Origin of the sequence: Methanospirillum hungatei, assembly GCF_020216685.1 — an archaeon.
Classification (GTDB): Archaea; Halobacteriota; Methanomicrobia; order Methanomicrobiales; family Methanospirillaceae; genus Methanospirillum; species Methanospirillum hungatei_B.
The window spans coordinates 1-19,279 of sequence record NZ_JAIWNS010000111.1; the positions used below are offsets into that span (position 1 = coordinate 1).

The window sequence follows — 19,279 nt, forward strand, 5'->3', positions numbered from 1 at the left end:
TTCATCGTCAAACAAAGAGATGGGCCGAGTGTTTCTGATGCAATAAATTCAGGGAAACTCAAAGGGGGAAGTATGGTCGTACAATTCCCAGTTGGTATCCGTCATGTAGATTACTTCTATATACCTATTAAGGATCCACGGGGAAATGTTCACAAAGTCATTGAGATTTTTTTGGATCGGACAAATCTTGTGGAACAATTACATGAATCAGAGACTTTAGTAAATGATAGTCCTGCCGGAATAATTACAACAGATCTAAATGGGAAAATTCTCTCATCAAACAAGGCATTTCAGGATATTATTCAGTTATCTGAGTCTGAATTGACTAAGATGAGTCTGCGAGATATTAATGTCATTGATCGGGAGGGATCGACATTAAATGAAATCATTTCTTCAAAGAAATATGGAACTGGGACCATTACTGTTGATCTCGGCTCATTTACAAAAATATTGAATTATACCTACATCCCCATCCTTGATGTCAATAACAATGTCACCAAAATTGTTATGATGTACATCGATATTACGACCATCAAAAAGATGGTTGTGTATCTTGAAAAATCTATCAGCAATCTGTATGAGAATATATTATCCCTATCTCATGGAAATACAAGTTTTACGTCTACTGTTCTTGATGCTGACCGGGAGATTATTGGAGCACAAGAGCAGTTTGTAAAGATAAATCAAGCAGTAAATATTGCACGTGATGCAATAGCCAGGCTTGTTTTCGATTCAACACAGATTGCAAATGCTGCTCTTGCAGGAAATCTCTCTTTTCGTGTGGATCAGACAGTACACGAGGGAGATTATCGAAAAGTAATCGAAGGGATGAATCAGACTCAGGCATCAATAGAAATTCCGGTTATGGAAGCTATGCGGATTGCAAAAGAATTTGCCGGATATAATTTTACCGCCCGGTTTGATAAAAAACTGAATATTAAGGGAGACTGGATATCATTCAGAGAGGCACTTGATGAAATTGGAGATAAGGTTGCAGAAGCGATCTCAACAATAAACATGCAGGTGAAAAATCTCTCATTAAATGCGGATCAGGCCAATGTCAACGTAGGTGAGATAGCACAGGGAGCAGGACAGATGGCACATAGTGCCAGTCAGGTATCTGCCAATGCAGAACAGGGCAATTCTGGTGTTCAGCAGATACTCAAGGCAATGGAAGATTTGACAATTACGGTTGCTGAAGTGTCTAAAAAGACTGAAGAAGTATCAGAATATTCCCGGAATGCCAATGACCTTGCTAAGGAAGGAACATCTCTTGCCAAGAAAGCTGAGGATGGAATGCAGGTCATTACAATGAGTGCAGAGGATATGAACCGGTTAATTGGAGAAATTCAGCAGGATATGGGTCAAATAGGAAAAATTGTCCGGCTGATTTCTGATATTGCGAATCAGACTAACCTTCTTGCACTCAATGCAGCTATTGAAGCTGCAAGGGCTGGTGAAGCAGGAAGAGGATTTGCGGTAGTTGCTGCAGAAGTAAAAGCCTTGGCGACTGAATCAAGAACATCCGCAGAAAACATTGCTGAAATGATCTCTTCACTTCAGAAAAAATCAGAGAATGCCGGAAATTCTGCAGAGGCTGCTGCAGAAGCAATAAAAGATGGTAATGTGGCATTGAGTGACACACTGAAGGTCTTTGGGAAACTAGCCGAATCAGTTAATGGCATCTCCGTGCATATAGAGCAGGTTGCTGCGATGACTGAGGAACAGGCTTCCGGGGTGGAGGAGGTTACTGCGAGTGTGAATGAGATATCCAACCTTCTTGAAGGAAATTCCAAAGAAGCTGTGGATATTGCCGGAATCGCAGAGGAATCGGCAGCTTCAATAGATGAATTAAAGCAGGTAATTCAGCAAGTAAACTCAGGAACTGAACAGGTATCAAAAGCAGTTGCACATTTTATTGTATAAAATTTTTGATACATTCTATTCAACCAGATTACCATTATTTTCCAGGATTTATTATGAAGAGTTCTATTCATTCTCCATTACCTCAATCACAAATTATTCAGTGTTCCAATTATGAAAAAAATCAGAAGTCCAAGTATCGTGTTCTTTTGGTTGATGATGATGAAGACCTGCTGTATGTAAATCAGGTGTTTATTGAGCGATATGAAGGATTTCAGGTTGACACTGTTTCATCAGTAAAAATGGCATTAGAAAAGCTAAAGCAATATTCTCATAATGTAATAATATCAGACTATGATATGCCTGAATTGAACGGTATTGATTTCTATAAGATAGTAAGATCTGAAGGACACATTACCCCATTTATAATTTACTCAAGTAAAAGCCGGAAAGAGATTTCTCTTTGTCATCAAATACCTGATTCACTTATATGCCTACAGAAACAAACCAATGTATCACAGGGATGTAAAGAACTCGTAACTCTTATTCGCCAAATAATTTCGTAATTCTACTCACGATGCTAATTACTCATAGGAAATATCAAATTGATTTTTATTATAAAGATATTTTATGGGAGTATTAACCTGAATGGGACTAATTTTTTATCATAACTATTATCACGAATTCTGACACAATCTGTTACCCCATGTCCCAAATCATCTCCAATCAACTCCACCAAAGACTTCTTCTAACGGCCGCTGCAGTCGGAATGTTTTTAGACGGGCTTGACGGCTCGATTGTAACAATAATTCTCCCACAGATTTCAGAATCATTCAACACCGATACCGGGACAGCTTCCTGGGTCATTATCACCTATCTCCTGATGATGGCAGGATTAATCCTCATCATAGGAAAAATTGCCGAACGAGGACATATCAGGAAGATATTCCTCTTGGGTTTGTGTGTCTTCACTGCTGGATCTGCTGCGTGTGGAATTGCCCCCGACCTCGAAATTCTTCTGGCTGCCCGGATTTTACAAGGAATCGGAGCAGCTATGCTTGCAGCAACCGCCTCATTACTCTGTGTCACCTACCTTCCAAAGGATATGTACGGGATGGCCTTTGGAGCGATTTCCATGTCAGTATCAGTCGGGGTAGCAACCGGTCCGGCAATCGGAGGATTTATTGCCCAGTATTTCTCCTGGCATTGGGCATTTCTCATGAATGTCCCTGTCGGCATCCTCATTCTGGCTTTTGGTATGTATATCATTCCTCCCGATATTCCCCGTGAAAAGCAACCATTTGACCTGTACGGATCAATTCTGCTCTTTGGGCTGATGGCGTCATGCGTATATTGTCTTGAACGCATTTCTCACCTGGGGATATCTGACCTGCAGATTCTGCTCAGTGGGAGCATCAGTATTGCCTGTCTGATTGCCTTTTACATTCGTGAGCGGATGTGTCATATGCCCCTGATACATATCCGGGTGTTTTCAGTCATGAACTTTACCGCAACACTCCTTGCATTTCTCATTTACGGGTGTGTATCTATGGGTATTTTCTATCTCCTTCCATTCTTCCTCCAGGCAGGGATGGCATATGACCCGGCAATGGCCGGACTGTTTCTCCTCATTCCACCGCTCATAACCGCAATAATAGGCATTCCGATGGGAAGATGGTCTGATCTTATCGGCAGAAGACCATTTGCAATAGCAGCAGCAGTATTATCTATTGCAGCGAGCGGGATATTTATGATAATCATTCCGGAAACCGGGTTTATTCCACTTATCTTTGGCCTTCTCATTATGGGTCTCTTTATGGGTTGTTTTGGCGGACCGGTTGCCAGCAGGGTTGTAGAAAATGCTCCTCCTGGAGAAGAGGGTACTGGAACATCACTCATGGTCACTGCAGTATACCTTGGAAGTGTCCTTGGTACCGCTCTGTTTGCAACATTTTTTACCTTGGGAAGCGCAGAAACAGGAATTTCAGCATTCTCTGATCTTGATCCGGAGAAATTTTTACACGGATTTCACCTCTCAATGACTGCGGGTTTTATCCTTTCAGTTCTGGCACTCATACTGTCGGTCATTGTCAGAGAAAAGAAGACCCGGGAGAACTCAGTACGGATTTAAAATAGACAGAATAAAGCCGAATCACATCATCATGGTGAAGTACTTACATGGATCATCAACCTGATACAACCGGAGTCACCCTTCTGAAAGGTGATCCGAAAATTGCCATTATCAAACTCTCTATTCCGATGATAGTGGCCATGCTGCTCATGTCCACCTATAACCTGGTGAATGCCATCTGGGTGGCCGGACTTGGGGCAGATGCCCTGGCAGCAGTTGGTTTCATCACTCCCCTGTTTATGATTCTCATCGGACTGGCAAATGGTCTTGGAGCCGGAGCTACATCAGTAATTTCCCGAAGGATCGGTGCAGGGGACAGAAATGGAGCTCATACAACTGCAATTCAGGCAGTTCTTCTGAGCATCGTGATATCGATTGTCATATCTCTTGTGCTAATTACATTCAGCAGACCACTGATGGTCCTGTTTGGCGCAGGAAATACTGTAGATCTCGCAGTAGAGTATGGAAATATCGTATTTGCAGGGACCATCCTGATCCTTTTCACAAATGTCGGATATGGCATTCTCAGGGGAGAAGGAGATACCAAACGGACGATGTACGTGATGGGAGCAGCATCCATTATCAACATCGTTCTTGATCCCATCTTCATCTACTATCTGAACTGGGGTATTGCCGGTGCGGCCTGGGGTATGATAGTATCGCTGGTTCTCATTGCATCTGTCCAGATATACTGGTTCTGTATCAAAAAGGATACTTATATTACCTTTTCAAAAGATATGAACCTTCATGAGACCAGGCATATCAAAGATGTTCTGGCAATCGGACTTCCGGCCAGTTGTGAATTTTTTCTGATGGCAATTCTCTCTGTTTTTATTAATATACTGCTGGTCATGGTAGCGAATACTGATGCTGTCGCGGTATATACAGCAGGATGGCGGGTTATTATGTTTGCAATCATTCCTCTTGTCGCAATATCCACCTCTGTTGTAGCAGTTACCGGTGCAGCATTTGGAGGACGGCATTTTGAAAAGTTTCCGGTTATTCATAACTTTTCTGTTCTCTTAGGCATTGTCATAGCTACCATCATTGCAATTCTGACCTGGCTTTTTGCAGATCAGATCTCGTTTATATTTTCATACTCAGCTGATGGAGCACATCTGGCGCCATCAATAGCAGCATTCCTTGCGACGATGTGTATATTTTATCCATTTGTATCTCCGGGAATTATGTCATCTTCTGTCTTTCAGGGAACCGGGCGGGGATTGTCATCACTTCTTCTCAATGTGCTCAGAGAGATAGTATTCATGGCATCTGCCGCATATCTGCTCGGCGTTGTTCTGGGTTATGGTGAACACGGCATCTGGTGGGGACTTATTATCGGAGATATTCTTGGTGGAATTACCGGGTATATCTGGGTCAGATTTTACATCAGTAGAATTATCAGATATACCTGAATCATTAATTTATTCCATTTTTTTCAACAGAAAAAAGTCATACCCTTAAAAGGGGTCTGAACGCTGACGATGAGAAGCGTATTCTGATCTCTTATCTTCATCCTATAGAAGGGCAGGTCTCTGGATCCAATTGGATACATGTAATATAACTCCAAAGTTAAATGAAATTGGAATGATTTATTTTACTGAAGCAGATATTGACCGACTGATAGAAGACGATCTGCCGGCTGGAGATATGACAACCTTCCTGTTAGATCTTACCGGAAAGAAAGGATCTATCGCATTGATCGCCCGAAATGAGATGGTTGCCTGCTGTACTGAAGAAGCAGTCCGGCTCTATAAAAAAGCAGGACTGGAGGTTGGACATTTTGTCGCATCAGGTACCAGATTACAACCTGGAGACAGACTGATTGAAGCGAAAGGAGAGGCCTCTGCAATCCATATTATCTGGCGGACGGGAAGTGCGATGATCGAGTTTGCTTCAGGTATTGCAGGTCGGACAAATCAACTGGTAATGGCAGCAAAGAAAGAAAATCCTTCAATATCAGTGGCAGGGACCCGGAAACACCCCCCGTTTGTTAAAAAAATGGCATTAAAAGCATTGATGGCAGGAGGAGGGGTTCCACACCGGACCGGGCTCTCTGATACCATCCTCATCTTCCGTGAACATCTGTTATTTACCGGCGGATATGAACGCCTGCCAGAGGTTATCCGCTCAGTCAAAGAGAAGATGAAAGAGAGAAAAATCGTTATAGAAGCACATAGCCTGAAGGAGGCATTGATTGCAGCTAAATCCGGAGCGGATGCAGTTCAGATGGACAAGAGTACACAGGAAATCTTTTCTGAATGTTCAGGAAAGTGTCGTGCCATCAATCCGAATATCTGCATGATAGCTGCCGGGGCTATTAATGATTCGAATGCAGGAATGTATGCAAAAGCAGGGGCAGATGTGCTGGTCACTTCATGGATGTATTTCGCTCCTCCGGCCGATATCATGGCAGAGATCCTGCCAATAGATGAATACTAAGCCTCACGTTATTTTCTATTAATTTTATCCTATTTTTTCTTTTTCGTTCAAAAATTGAGATTTTTCAGAGGGACAATACCTTCAAATATAATATTTTTAATTTTAATACCTGGAATATCCTTTGGTATGTCAAGGATTGCTTATTGGGCTATTTATTGCCGTTTTATCCCTTATTTTTACCGGTGCATCACCCAAACAGAGAACCTTTCAGACATACGGGATCTGATCCCGGCAGGCATGGAGATAGACAAAGAGATACTCTATGAGCTCTTTGAGCCAGAACCCATACCATCTGAAGCGGATGCACGATTCCTTACCATCTTATCTGATGAAGGATTTGAAGTCCAGCAGGGAGCAGTAAAAAAAATTAGATCTCATTAAACTAGCCGAACTCGGCGTTCTCCCCGATGCGGAGGGAAATAATGCAGATAATCCCTACTATGCATTCGCCCTTCCCCGATCACCAGGTCGGGCGGTTGCCAATGACCATGAGTTCCTAAATGGGATGAGTGGCAATGTCAGACTCAGACCAGATGAGGCTTTATTGATGATCGGAAAGACCCCGTCTGGGGTAAAAATTTACAATTACCCAACATTCATGGTCTTTCGGACGATTGGATCAGAGCGGGCAATGATATTTGCTGGGTTTGGTGATTTAGTAAATATCGGGGCCATACAGGTAGAAACAGGAACAGACGGATTTGATCAGCCTATCATGATCATCTATTCGGCAGATAAGACGATTGCAGAACGGGTCCAATCTTATGCAATAGCAGCAGGATACCCTGCGAGCATGATTCATATCAAGCAGATACCGTCTCCGATGGTGAATATGGGACTTGAGGAGGATGATGAGTCTTTCGGATTTGGTATCAGGGTCGGGGTATTTGATACACCGAAGGTGCAAGATCAGTATATGAGCGATGTGTACACTATGTATCGTGTTTACCGGCTGACACCGAACCAGTCTCAACCATTAAACCCCTACCCGGTATCAGATCTCCGGATACGGGGGACAGGAAAGACAGAATTTGACCTGATGCCTCCGGTGAACCACTTACGTGATGCCATCATAGCGGCATATCCGGGATACACATACCAGGAGATGAAGACCGGGATATCATTCCCTGAAAGTAGTCAGGTGATGCAGAATAATGAGCAGGCATATGGAGAGAACAGGGATCCCACATATCTGGGGAGTGAAAAGTTTACCCTGAAGGAAGGACAGTTTGCAGTGAGATACGGTGTCAATCACGCCGCATTCGGGAAGGCAGTATACAGTAATATCGTCGCATATGGTGCTGAAAAGATAAACGGTGTGGTCACTGCAGATAATACCCAGTTTGAAGGGAGAGCATCCCGATATATTCCTGATGATCCCAATGCCCCGATGCTGTATGCGTACACGATCACCAGAACAGAATCAGATGAGCTATATACGATGAACGTTCCAACAGGTCCATATCTCGAGGGAATACCGCTGGATGAGGAGATGTGGATCAGGTGGAGAGCATATTTAGAACCGGAGACCAATGTCGGACCGGCATATCCGGAACTTATATATGATAAGGTCATCGTATTCACCCCCCTATAACTTCTTTTCTTCCATCTTCAGACAAAAAATTCAAAAAAAAAGAAAAATTTCGATTGAGAATACAGAACTTTTAAATAAAAACGTTACCAATAGTGTCCTGTAAGTATATTTGTCATTATTTGGTCTGAAAAATGATTGATACAGATAACAGTGTCTCTACAAATCAGATCTCATTATTGTATGTTGATGATGAAGAGGTACTTCTCCATCTTGGTAAGCGATTCCTTGAGCGAATGGGGGAGTTTTCCGTCGATATTGTTCAATCAGCTGGAGAAGTTCTTCATCCCGGCTTTTTGCAAAAATATGATGCAATAATCTCTGACTACCAGATGCCCGTTATTGATGGGATTGAATTTCTCAAAGCAATAAGAGAACAGGGAAATGATATACCATTTATACTCTTTACCGGGAGGGGTCGGGAAGAGGTTGTCATTGAAGCAATTAATTACGGGGCCGATTTTTATCTGCAAAAAGGGGGTGAACCAAAATCCCAGTTTGCTGAATTATCACATAAAATCAAACAGGCGGTCGCGAGAAAAAGGGCAGAAAAATCACTAAAGGACTCACAAAAACAACTTGCAGATATTATTGATTTTCTTCCTGATGCAACCTTTGCCATAGATCGGTCTGGCACGATCATTGCGTGGAACCGGGCAATTGAGAAGATGACCGGTTACTCCTCATCACAAATGCTTGGGAAAGGAAACTATGAGTATGCTGCTACACTTTATGGGCATCGTCATCCGGTTCTGATTGATCTTCTCAATGAGAGCAATGAGGTCTTATCCAGGTATTATACCAACATTTCACGTTCAGGAAATGTAATTCAGGCAGAAGCGGAGTATGTCAATACACAAGGGGATTTGATCGCACTATTTATAAAGGCCTGTCCTCTGTATGATAATGAGGGGAACATTACTGGATATATTGAATCGATTCGTGATATAACAGAAGTGAAAAAATCTGCACGAAAGATAGAGGAGAATGAAAGAAAATATCGGGTTCTGGCCGAGTATTCACGGGATGCTATTCTCATCATTGGATTTGACGGAACAATATATTATATCAACCCTGCCGGTGTCCGGATGGTTGAAGAAGAATCTGCGGATACAGTGCTTGCAAGAAAAAACGTGATGACATATGTCCATCCTGATTCCCATGACCTGGTTTTGCATGATATAGAACAGGTAAGATCAGGAAATGATTCATACATCTCACAGTATAAACTCATCACTGGGAAAAGCCGTGAAATCTGGATCGAGACCCAGGGGAGAAAGATACAAATGGATGTGTCAGATGCAATATATGTCACATTCCGGGATATCACTCAAAAGAAACAGTTGGAAGAAGAGCGGGATATCTTTCTTAAACGATTATTATCTCAACAAAAATTCACGGACGCCCTTCTTGATGCACTCCCTCTCCCGGTTTTTTGGAAGGATAAGAACTTCAGATTTATGGGTTGCAATCAGGCATATTGTACATATATGGGGATATCAAAAGAAGACCTGGTGGGAAAAACAATTGATGAGGTATGGCCTGACCACAATATATCGCTTGAGACAATAACCCACGATCAGGAGTTAATTCCTAACAATCCGGTTCAAAAATATCAGATAAAACTCACCGATAAATCTGGAAAAACTCATCATATCATCGTCTCAAAAAGTATCTTTTATGATCATGCTGGTAATATTGCAGGAATCGTTGGATCAATGCAGGATATTACCGAATATAAGTCTTTAATTGGGGATCTGAAAAACAGGGAGGAGTTATTCAGGATGATTGTCACCCAATCTTCAGACATCTTTATGATCGTCTCCCCTAAGTATGAAGTAACCTATATAAGTCCGAATCATTCCTCTTTAACGGGTTTTCTTACAGAAGAGGTCATTGGGCCTGCAGGCAGGTTTGTCCATCCCGATGATTTCTCGGTTGTAAAATCCAGGTTGGACAGACTTATAAACAATATTTCCGTGATCGAAACTGCAGAATTCAGAACACTAAAACGTGATGGTTCATATGTTCTCCTGGAAGGGGTAGGAGTAAATTGCATTGATAATCCGGCGATTCAGGGTATTCTGATTACCGCTCGAGATATTACCAACCGAAAGAAAACTGAACGGGGATTATCTCTGATGACGCGGTTATTCAAGAATATTTCGAATTCTTCTCCAATATTTGCAGCACTTCTTGATGAACATGGGTTCATCGTCTTTTCGAACCGATCATTCTCAAAAAAGAATGGCAATCCGGATAAAGAAAAAAATGGAAGGAGAATTCATGAGTTATTTAAATCAGATTGGGAGACAGAATGTTCAAAGATTCTTCGGGAAGTTATAGAAAAAGGACAGCCCTCGGTTCAGGAGTGCCGGATAGATCTCAAAGAGGGAGAGAGAATTTTATCTGCAGTTTTCTTCCCCATCTCTGAAGATGATAGGACATTTATCGGATTTATTGGATTGGATATTACCGAACAAAAATCATTGATCTGCCAGCTAAATAAGAGTATCAATCAGAACGAGGTCCTTGAAAGACTAGTCGAAGAACGGACTGCGGAAATCGCAAATTTATTGGAGATGAAAAATCTCCTCATTACCGCTATCGCTCATGATCTGAGAACCCCCCTTACTCCTCTTATCGCTCTACTCCCCTTACTTGAAAACGAGGATGATACACAGAAAAGAACTGAAATAATTCAAATTCTAGAGAAAAATGCCACTCGGATTGCATCAATTATACAGACACTTCTTCATTTCAATGACCTGGGATCACCATACCGGGTTGAAGATGAATCCGAAATAAATCTCAAAGAATTAATCGATAATTTGCTCAATGTCCATTCTATCGCCGCAAATAAAAAAGATATTTCCATTCTGACAGATATCCCTGATACGATTTGTATTAACTCTTCTTTACCCCATGTAATATCCATCTTTGATAATGTCATTACAAATGCCCTGAAATACTCATATGCAGGGGGCACCATCAGAATATATACCGAAGACCTTGGACAGATGGTCAGGATTTGTGTTCAGGATAATGGAGTGGGTCTGACAGAAAAGGATTTATCCAGGATTTTTGAACCCTTTTTTAAAGCCGATCCCTCCCGTCATGACCGTTCATCATCAGGTCTGGGCCTTTCTGTGACAAAACGATTAATCATGGCTATTGGGGGAGAAATATATATTCGAAGTGAGGGCCTGGGGAAAGGAACAGAAGTAGAGATCAGGTTGAAGAAAATGATCTGATCCCTGAACGTATATCCAGACTTTTTCGATAATCTTTCAAGATTCAGCGGACTGATATTGGGAATTACCTGGGATATGAAAAAACACAGAATATGATAATTATAGCGAATTCGCTGATAAAATCTGTCTGATCAGTTTTTATATAATAAACTATTGTATCGGGACACCAGATATCAGACTTTTATTTCTGACAAAAAACAACGAACTAGTACTCATGAATACCGCATATATAATGAGGTAGAATGAGGATGGACCTTGTCAGGTACGGGATCTCTCAGGGTTAACCGGGAAAGGGTAAAACCACACACAATAGACCGAATGGTCACCAACACCTTTCCATCTTTCAGGGTCCATAATATCTATGTGATATCCTTTTCATCCAATCGTACTTGTTCTCATTTCAATCGCGCCTGAAAAGGCAGGTTCTCTGTTCATCACACTCCATTAATAACTATTGAAATTAATTGAATTTCATTATTTGACAGAAATGCCACAAAAGAAGTAACCATCTGATACAATTATCATAAAAAGAAAAATCGGCGCATTTTTCGAATATCACAAAATATAAGCCCTGTTTTTCTACGCAGAATTCAGAACTTCAATTCGTAAGATTTATGCTTTGATATCAGGAACAGAAGAGATATACTGTGTACACGCATGAATCAGTATGCATATACCTGAAGGGACAGGTGTTCAGGCAGATTCAAAATGCCTCACAGTATATGAGTCACGTTACCATGATTCGAACCATCGGAACTGAGATGACTGAAACATACCTGGTATGGATGTGTTCATCTCTGCGTGAGAATTGCCAGTGTCATCTCATCACCGGATGAGAGCACAATTAATTCGCCAAACCGGTTAAAACAGCCATATTGGATGAGATTTTCTGATCGATACAGGGTTAGTGTGGTTTCCCGGTATTGAACGTTCTTCTCAGGGACTGGAAGGAGACCAGTCCTCATGGCTGTTTTACCCTGAGAACTCGGGTGAAAGAATGAGCGAAAGCAATCTAGTTAAGTATGTACAAACCATCTGCCCCTATTGTGGTGTCGGGTGTACTCTGAACCTTGTTGTTAAGAATGAAAAGGTCGTCGGCGTAGAACCATATAAGCGAAGCCCTATTAATGACGGGAAACTCTGTCCAAGGGTCTGACATGCTGAGAACATATCCACAGCCCTGACCGGCTAACGACACCTCTCATAAAAAAAGATGGGAAATTTGTCGAGGCGTCGTGGGATGAAGCTCTTGACCTTGTCGCAAAGAAATTGAAAGAAACAAGCGACAAATACGGACCTAAAGCATTTGGATTTCAGACATCCTGCAGAACAGTAAATGAAGACTGTTATATCTTTCAAAAATTCGCCCGTGTCGGTTTTAAAACAAACAATGTTGATAACTGTGCACGTATCTGCCATGGGCCATCAGTAGCAGGCCTTTCCCTATCATTTGGATCTGGTGCAGCAACGAATGGCTTTGAAGATGCTCTAAATTCTGATTTTATCCTTGTGTGGGGATCGAATGCTCTTGAAGCACACCCCCTTGCCGGGCGGCGTCTTGTCCAAGCAAAATTGAAAGGGATCCCTATCTATGCAGTTGACCCCCGTCTCTCAACCACAGCCAAGATTGCAGATAAGTGGATTCAGTTTAATCCGTCAACACACATTGCTCTGGCAAACTCGATGATGTACTGGATCATCAAAGCAGACAAACATGACAAGAAATTCATCGAAGAACGTGTGAACGGGTTTGAAGAACTCAAGGCGACGGTTGAAAAATATGCAGATGCTGAAGACAGCCATGGCGTCCCACTTGAAACCGTAAAAGAACTGGCATATAAGTATGCATCAGCAAAGAGTGCAGTTATCATTTACTGTCTTGGAGTCACCGAACTGACCACCGGTACTGACAATGTCAGGTCTATGGGTAACCTTGCCCTGCTCACCGGAAATGTCGGTCGTCCTGGAACTGGTGTAAATCCCCTTCGTGGGCAGAACAATGTACAGGGTGCTTGTGATATGGGTGCATATCCAAATATGTATTCTGGATATCAGAAGTGCGAAATTGCTGAAAACCGTGCAAAAATGGAGAAGGCATGGGGCGTGACAGGTCTTCCGGACTGGTATGGACAGACCCTTACTGAGCAGATTAACATCTGTGGGGATGAGATCAAGACGATGTATATCCTTGGTTTAAATCCGGTTGTCACTTATCCTGATTCCAACCACGTGAAAAGACAACTTGAAAAACTCGACTTTCTCGTTGTCCAGGATATTTTCTTTACAGAAACCTGTCAATATGCAGATGTTATCCTACCAGGGGCTTGTTTCGCCGAGAAGGATGGTACTTTCACCAGCGGTGAGCGCCGTATTAACCGTGTCAGAAAAGCAACCAACCCACCAGGCAAAGCAAAAGAAGATATCTGGATTATATCAGAACTTGCAAAGAAGATGGGTCTAAAGGGTTTTGATCTCCCGACTGCAAAAGACGTCTGGGATGATATGCGGAACTGTACCCCAAGCATGTTTGGTGCAACATACGAAAAACTTGAAAAACCTGAGTCTATTGTCTGGCCTTGTCCAACTCTCGAGCACTGTGGAACCCCGATCCTCCATTGTGAAAAATTCGCTTGTGCAGATGGAAAGGGTAACCTCTTTGGTATTGAATATCGCCCACCAGCAGAGGTTGCAGATGCTGAGTATCCGTTCACCATGATGACAGGCCGGCTCATATTCCATTACCACTCCAGGACACAGACCGACAGGAGTGCCGCTCTTCATTACGAAGTGCCTGCATCATATGTCCAGATCAACAACGAAGATGCAAGACGCCTCGGTATCGGACAGCATGAGAAGATCCTGATCACCAGCAGACGTGGAAAAACCGAGACCATCGCCCATGTAACCGATGAGATCGGACCTGGTGTCCTGTACATGACCATGCACTTTAATGAAGGTGTCAACAACCTGACGAACACTGTTCTTGATCCGATGTCCAAGATGCCGGAACTCAAGCACTGTGCTGTGAAAGTTGAAAAGATAGGGGGGAACTAATATGGCAGCAACAGGCGACATGATTTATGCCTGGACAACTGACAGTGGTATTGCTAAAAAGGCAGAGTGTGGTGGTGCAGTAACGACCCTTTTAAAATATGCACTAGAAAACAAGATCGTTGATGTTGTTGTCGCAGTAAAGAAGGGATTTGATCTATATGATGCCGTTCCCGTTGCCAAACCGATGCAAAGGATCTTGACCAGACAGCTGGGTCATTACACTGTGGTACCCTGCTCATGTCCACCTTTATCCAGAAATACCTGGACGGAGCAAAGAACATGAAAGTGGGTGTCGTAGTCAAAGGTTGCGACCTCATGAGCATGATTGAACTAGGTAAGAGGAACGAGATCAACATGAACAATGTCCTTACCATCGGTGTAAACTGTGGAGGTTCTGTAAATCCAATTCAGGCCCGGAAGATGATCAAGGAAAAGTTTGGTGTTGATCCAGACAAGGTTACTAAAGAAGAGATCGATAAGGGTCAGTTCATCATCGAGTATGAAGGCGGACACAAGGGCATCAAAATCGATGAACTTGAAGAAGAGGGTTATGGACGTCGTTCCAACTGTCGGCGATGCAAGTACAAAATCCCCCGTCAGGCAGACCTTGCCTGTGGAAATTGGGGAGTGATCGGAGATAAGGCTGGGAAGGCAACCTTTATTGAGATTTGTAGTGACAAAGGTGCTGATATCGTTTCAAAGGCAGTATCAGCTAAGAAACTGGATACCTGTGCTGCTGAACCAAAGGGAATCGAGATCAGAGGCAAGACAGAGGGAGCCATGCTTAAACTTGGTGAGAAATGGCGTAAGAAGGAGTTTACTGCACTTCGTGACAATCTCTGGGACTTCATTAAAAAGGAGACATCACGGTATATCAAGTGCTACTCCTGTATTGAAAAGTGTCCGGTTTGTATCTCCACACCATTCGTGGAAAGGCCTGAATCATATATGGTCAGACCAGGGTATATCCCATCAGACCCAATGTTCCATCTTCGCCGGTTTGCATCCATCTCTGACAGTTGTGTAAATTGTGGTCAATGCGAAGAACTCTGTCCGGTTGAGATCCCCCTGGCTCTTATCTCACATGCCATCAGGGTTGAAGGGGATAATGCCTACGTTCCGAAACTCGGCGCTGCTCCATACAAAAACTAACCTTTCTCATTTTTTTATACTCTTTTTTTCACCATCTCATTTGGGTAATAAATCATTCCCTGAATAGTTCCCACCACTAAAAACCAAAATTCCGGATTAATTCGCCATCTTTATATGAGTATGTGGAGTAATACTTCTCTGCATTGTGATCAGGGGGTGTGCGATTACACCCATGGACATATTCGGGTTGTCCATTCCTGTGTGCCTGGTTACAAAACGCAAGAATGATTTGAAGAGCGAAGGCTTCGTACCTGTAATTACGGTATCTTTCACCAGTCAAACTCGGGTGAAATATGAGTGAAAATTCAGAAATAATGAAATATGTGGCAACCACTTGTCCCTACTGTGGTGTTGGTTGTACATTAAACCTGGTTGTTAGTAATGGTAAGGTCGTTGGTGTTGAGCCAAACCAGAGATCTCCCATCAATGAAGGAAAACTTTGTCCAAAGGGAGTTACCTGCTGGGAACACATACACAGCCCTGACCGTCTGACCACTCCCTTGATTAAAAAGGACGGAAAGTTTATTGAGGCATCCTGGGATGAGGCACTAGATCTCGTTGCAAAGAACCTTAAGGCCATCTACGACAAACATGGCCCAAAAGGACTTGGATTCCAGACCTCCTGTAGAACCGTCAATGAAGATTGCTATATATTCCAGAAGTTCGCACGTGTTGGATTCAAGACAAACAACGTTGACAATTGTGCCCGGATCTGTCACGGACCATCTGTTGCAGGTCTTTCACTCTCCTTTGGTTCTGGTGCAGCAACAAATGGTTTTGAAGATGCACTGAACGCCGATTTAATTCTCATCTGGGGATCAAATGCAGTCGAAGCACATCCCCTGGCAGGTCGTCGGATTGCACAGGCGAAGAAGAAAGGCATACAGATTATTGCCGTTGACCCACGGTACACGATGACTGCCCGTTTGGCCGACACATATGTGCGGTTTAATCCATCAACCCATATCGCCCTTGCAAACTCTATGATGTACTGGATCATCAAAGAGGGCCTTGAAGATAAAAAATTCATTCAAGATCGTGTCAACGGGTTTGAAGATCTCAAGAAGACGGTTGAGAACTACGCCGATGCAGAAGCAATCCATGGGGTTCCCCTTGATGTTGTAAAAGATATTGCATTCAGATATGCAAAGGCAAAGAATGCAGTTATCATCTACTGTCTTGGAATCACTGAACTTACCACAGGTACTGATAATGTTAGATCCATGGGTAATCTTGCTCTTCTGACTGGAAACGTTGGTCGTGAGGGAGTAGGAGTCAACCCCCTTCGTGGTCAGAACAATGTGCAGGGAGCATGTGACATGGGTGCATACCCGAATGTCTACTCTGGTTACCAGAAATGTGAAGTTGCAGAAAACCGTGCGAAGATGGAGAAGGCATGGAGTGTGACTAATCTCCCGGACTGGTACGGAGCAACCCTCACAGAACAGATCAACCAGTGCGGCGATGAGATCAAGGGAATGTATATCCTCGGTCTGAACCCCGTTGTAACCTATCCAAGTTCTAACCATGTTAAAGCACAGTTGGAAAAGCTTGACTTCCTCGTTGTACAAGATATATTTTTCACGGAAACCTGTCAATATGCAGATGTCATACTTCCAGGAGCCTGTTTTGCAGAGAAAGACGGAACCTTCACCAGTGGAGAACGCCGTATTAACCGGGTCAGAAAAGCAGTCAATCCACCAGGTCAGGCAAAAGAAGATATTCACATCATCTCTGAACTCGCTGCAAAGATGGGCTTTAAAGGTTTTGAACTTCCGACTGCAAAGGATGTATGGGATGACATGCGGGCGGTAACTCCGTCCATGTTCGGAGCAACCTACGAAAAACTTGAGAGGCCTGAAGGGATCTGCTGGCCATGTCCAACAGAGGAGCACCCGGGAACCCCAATTCTGCATCGGGAAAAGTTTGCTACTGCAGACGGCAAGGGTAATCTCTTTGGAATTGATTACCGGCCGCCAGCAGAAGTTGCTGATGCTGAGTATCCGTTCACCCTCATGACCGGACGGCTTATCTTCCACTATCATTCCAGAACCCAGACGGATCGTGCTGCTGACCTGCACCGCGAGGTTCCTGAATCATATGCCCAGATCAATATTGAGGATGCACGTCGTCTTGGTATTAAGAACAATGAGTACATCAAGCTGAAAAGCCGCCGTGGAGAGACCACAACACTCGCACGTGTCACCGATGAAGTCGCTCCAGGTGTTGTGTACATGACCATGCACTTTGCCGATGGTGTCAATAACCTGACCAACACCGTTCTTGATCCAATGTCCAAGATGCCGGAGCTCAAGCATTGTGCCATATCAATTGAAAAGGTTGGAGGGAACTAAAATGGCAGCTAAAGGTGATATGCTCTATGCTTGGGCAAAGGACGCAGAAATCCAGAAGAAAGGAGAGTGTGGTGGAGCAGTCACAGCACTTTTAAAACATGCCCTTGAAGCAAAAATGGTCGATGCTGTAGTTGCCATCAAGAAGGGCAAAGATCTGTATGATGCAGTACCGACCGTCATTACCAATCCTGAAGACATCATCCAGACCGCCGGGTCATTGCATTGTGGCACACTCCTTATCCCTAAACTGATCAAGAAATATCTGAACGGTGCAAAGGATATGAAGCTCGCAGTCACCTGTAAGGGCTGTGATGCTATGGCATTCTATGAGCTGGCAAAGCGGAACCAGATAAACCTTGATAACATCATCATGATCGGTGTCAACTGTGGAGGTTCCGTAAGTCCTGTTACAGCACGAAAGATGATTTCAAACAAGTTTGGTGTTGACCCTGACACGGTTCATAAGGAAGAGATTGACAAGGGTCAGTTCATCATAGAGTATGAAGGTGGACACAAGGGCATAAAGATCGATGAGCTTGAAGAGGAAGGATATGGTCGGCGTTCCAACTGCCGACGCTGTAAGATGAAAATCCCCCGTCAGGCAGATATTGCAGCAGGAAATTGGGGAGTCATCGGAGATAAGGCAGGTAAGGCAACATTCCTTGAGATCTGTTCAGAGAAGGGTGCAAACCTTGTAAACAGTGCTCAGTCAAAGGGTGCTCTTGAGATCTCTCCTGCTGATCCAAAGGGTATTGATATCCGAGCGAAAGTCGAGAAGGCAATGTTCAACCTTGGTGATGAGTGGAGACACCGTGACTTTGAGGGCATGGGTAAAGGCAAGGACCGTCTGAAACTCATGATGTCGGAGTCTTTAAAATGCATCAAATGTTATGCCTGTGTTGAAGCATGTCCAATCTGCTATTGTATCGAGTGTTCTACCAAGAAGCCCTGGTACATTGCTCCCGGTGTTCTGCCAACCAGCTTCATGTTCCACCTGATAAGGTTTGCACATGTTTCAGACTCCTGTATCAATTGTGGTCAGTGTGAGGAACTTTGTCCAATGGAAATCCCGAATGCCCTTTTCATGCACTCTCAACAGGTTGAGATAGAGAAGATGTTTGGCCATATCCCGGGCCAGGATATGACGCCTCCAATTCATGCCTTTGTTGAGGAAAAAGCAGAACGTGCACGTCTCGATGCAACTGGCACCGATTCAATATACACCAATATCTTTACGGATGAATAATCCGAACCTTTTTTTCCTATTAGTTCCAGTATTTCACAGAGGCCTGAAATTTTCTTTCCCTCTCTTTTCCTGCCCGGGTGACAGAAATGACACAAAATGACGAGACCCAAAAAATAACAAAAGAATATCAGGTAATCAAAGCTCATGGAACTGAAATTTGGGAAACTACCGTCGAGGTATGTACTGAGTCAA

The 19,279-nt window shown here is 43.3% G+C and carries 11 protein-coding genes and 2 pseudogenes; 12 read left to right on the forward strand and 1 reads right to left on the reverse strand.

The genetic code is table 11. The annotated features are described in order from the left end of the window. The 8 genes from LDL35_RS06750 to LDL35_RS06785 all read left to right on the forward strand — a co-directional run. Positions 1 to 1,926 (forward strand): methyl-accepting chemotaxis protein (locus tag LDL35_RS06750; protein ID WP_304020749.1); only part of this gene is annotated, 1,926 nt, incomplete at its 5' end. Positions 1,927 to 1,979: 53 nt separating this feature from the next. Further along, the gene (locus LDL35_RS06755) at positions 1,980 to 2,429 is read left to right on the forward strand and encodes a response regulator (protein ID WP_304020753.1); all 450 of its coding nucleotides are present in this window, start codon (positions 1,980 to 1,982) and stop codon (positions 2,427 to 2,429) included. 140 nt (positions 2,430 to 2,569) lie between these two features. Then, positions 2,570 to 3,994: an MFS transporter gene (locus tag LDL35_RS06760; protein ID WP_304020755.1), complete on the forward strand. Its 1,425-nt coding sequence runs from the start codon at positions 2,570 to 2,572 to the stop codon at positions 3,992 to 3,994. Between the two features lie 47 nt (positions 3,995 to 4,041). Continuing rightward, positions 4,042 to 5,409 (forward strand): MATE family efflux transporter, encoded by a 1,368-nt coding sequence (locus tag LDL35_RS06765; protein WP_304020758.1) that lies wholly within the window; start codon positions 4,042 to 4,044, stop codon positions 5,407 to 5,409. Between the two features lie 172 nt (positions 5,410 to 5,581). Then, complete coding sequence (gene modD / locus LDL35_RS06770; RefSeq protein ID WP_304020760.1) at positions 5,582 to 6,436, forward strand: ModD protein; 855 nt, start codon at positions 5,582 to 5,584, stop codon at positions 6,434 to 6,436. Positions 6,437 to 6,562: 126 nt separating this feature from the next. Then, on the forward strand, positions 6,563 to 6,817 hold the full coding sequence (locus LDL35_RS06775; protein ID WP_304020763.1) for a hypothetical protein: 255 nt from the start codon (positions 6,563 to 6,565) through the stop codon (positions 6,815 to 6,817). A 166-nt stretch (positions 6,818 to 6,983) separates the two neighbouring features. After that, positions 6,984 to 8,030: a hypothetical protein gene (locus LDL35_RS06780; RefSeq protein ID WP_304020766.1), complete on the forward strand. Its 1,047-nt coding sequence runs from the start codon at positions 6,984 to 6,986 to the stop codon at positions 8,028 to 8,030. A gap of 131 nt (positions 8,031 to 8,161) precedes the next feature. After that, positions 8,162 to 11,281: a PAS domain S-box protein gene (locus LDL35_RS06785; RefSeq protein WP_304020769.1), complete on the forward strand. Its 3,120-nt coding sequence runs from the start codon at positions 8,162 to 8,164 to the stop codon at positions 11,279 to 11,281. A 791-nt stretch (positions 11,282 to 12,072) separates the two neighbouring features. Here the strand turns inward: LDL35_RS06785 and LDL35_RS06790 are convergent. Then, positions 12,073 to 12,246 carry a hypothetical protein gene (locus LDL35_RS06790; protein WP_304020771.1) on the reverse strand — a complete coding sequence of 58 codons (174 nt, stop codon included), beginning with the start codon at positions 12,244 to 12,246 and terminating at the stop codon, positions 12,073 to 12,075. A 32-nt stretch (positions 12,247 to 12,278) separates the two neighbouring features. Here LDL35_RS06790 and fdhF (LDL35_RS06795) point away from each other — a divergent pair. The 4 genes and pseudogenes from fdhF (LDL35_RS06795) to LDL35_RS06810 all read left to right on the forward strand — a co-directional run bounded on the left by fdhF (LDL35_RS06795) (position 12,279) and on the right by LDL35_RS06810 (position 19,087). Then, positions 12,279 to 14,335: pseudogene (fdhF, locus tag LDL35_RS06795) on the forward strand (formate dehydrogenase subunit alpha). A 1-nt stretch (position 14,336) separates the two neighbouring features. Next, a pseudogene (locus LDL35_RS06800) lies at positions 14,337 to 15,487 on the forward strand (Coenzyme F420 hydrogenase/dehydrogenase, beta subunit C-terminal domain). A 293-nt stretch (positions 15,488 to 15,780) separates the two neighbouring features. Then, a complete protein-coding gene (gene fdhF, locus LDL35_RS06805; protein ID WP_304020774.1) occupies positions 15,781 to 17,841 on the forward strand; it encodes a formate dehydrogenase subunit alpha in 2,061 nt (686 codons plus the stop codon). A 1-nt stretch (position 17,842) separates the two neighbouring features. Beyond that, positions 17,843 to 19,087, forward strand: a complete 1,245-nt coding sequence (locus tag LDL35_RS06810; protein ID WP_304020777.1) for a Coenzyme F420 hydrogenase/dehydrogenase, beta subunit C-terminal domain — start codon at positions 17,843 to 17,845, stop codon at positions 19,085 to 19,087. Positions 19,088 to 19,279 lie beyond the last annotated feature (192 nt).

Excerpts from the sequence above, each read along its gene's own strand:
- LDL35_RS06755 (WP_304020753.1), top strand. The coding sequence starts at position 1,980 with ATGAAGAGTTCTATTCATTCTCCATTACCTCAATCACAAATTATTCAG.
- LDL35_RS06760 (WP_304020755.1), top strand. The coding sequence starts at position 2,570 with ATGTCCCAAATCATCTCCAATCAACTCCACCAAAGACTTCTTCTAACG.
- LDL35_RS06765 (WP_304020758.1), top strand. The coding sequence starts at position 4,042 with ATGGATCATCAACCTGATACAACCGGAGTCACCCTTCTGAAAGGTGAT.
- modD (WP_304020760.1), top strand. The coding sequence starts at position 5,582 with ATGATTTATTTTACTGAAGCAGATATTGACCGACTGATAGAAGACGAT.
- LDL35_RS06775 (WP_304020763.1), top strand. The coding sequence starts at position 6,563 with ATGTCAAGGATTGCTTATTGGGCTATTTATTGCCGTTTTATCCCTTAT.
- LDL35_RS06780 (WP_304020766.1), top strand. The coding sequence starts at position 6,984 with ATGATCGGAAAGACCCCGTCTGGGGTAAAAATTTACAATTACCCAACA.
- LDL35_RS06785 (WP_304020769.1), top strand. The coding sequence starts at position 8,162 with ATGATTGATACAGATAACAGTGTCTCTACAAATCAGATCTCATTATTG.
- LDL35_RS06790 (WP_304020771.1), bottom strand. The coding sequence starts at position 12,246 with ATGAGGACTGGTCTCCTTCCAGTCCCTGAGAAGAACGTTCAATACCGG.
- fdhF (WP_304020774.1), top strand. The coding sequence starts at position 15,781 with ATGAGTGAAAATTCAGAAATAATGAAATATGTGGCAACCACTTGTCCC.
- LDL35_RS06810 (WP_304020777.1), top strand. The coding sequence starts at position 17,843 with ATGGCAGCTAAAGGTGATATGCTCTATGCTTGGGCAAAGGACGCAGAA.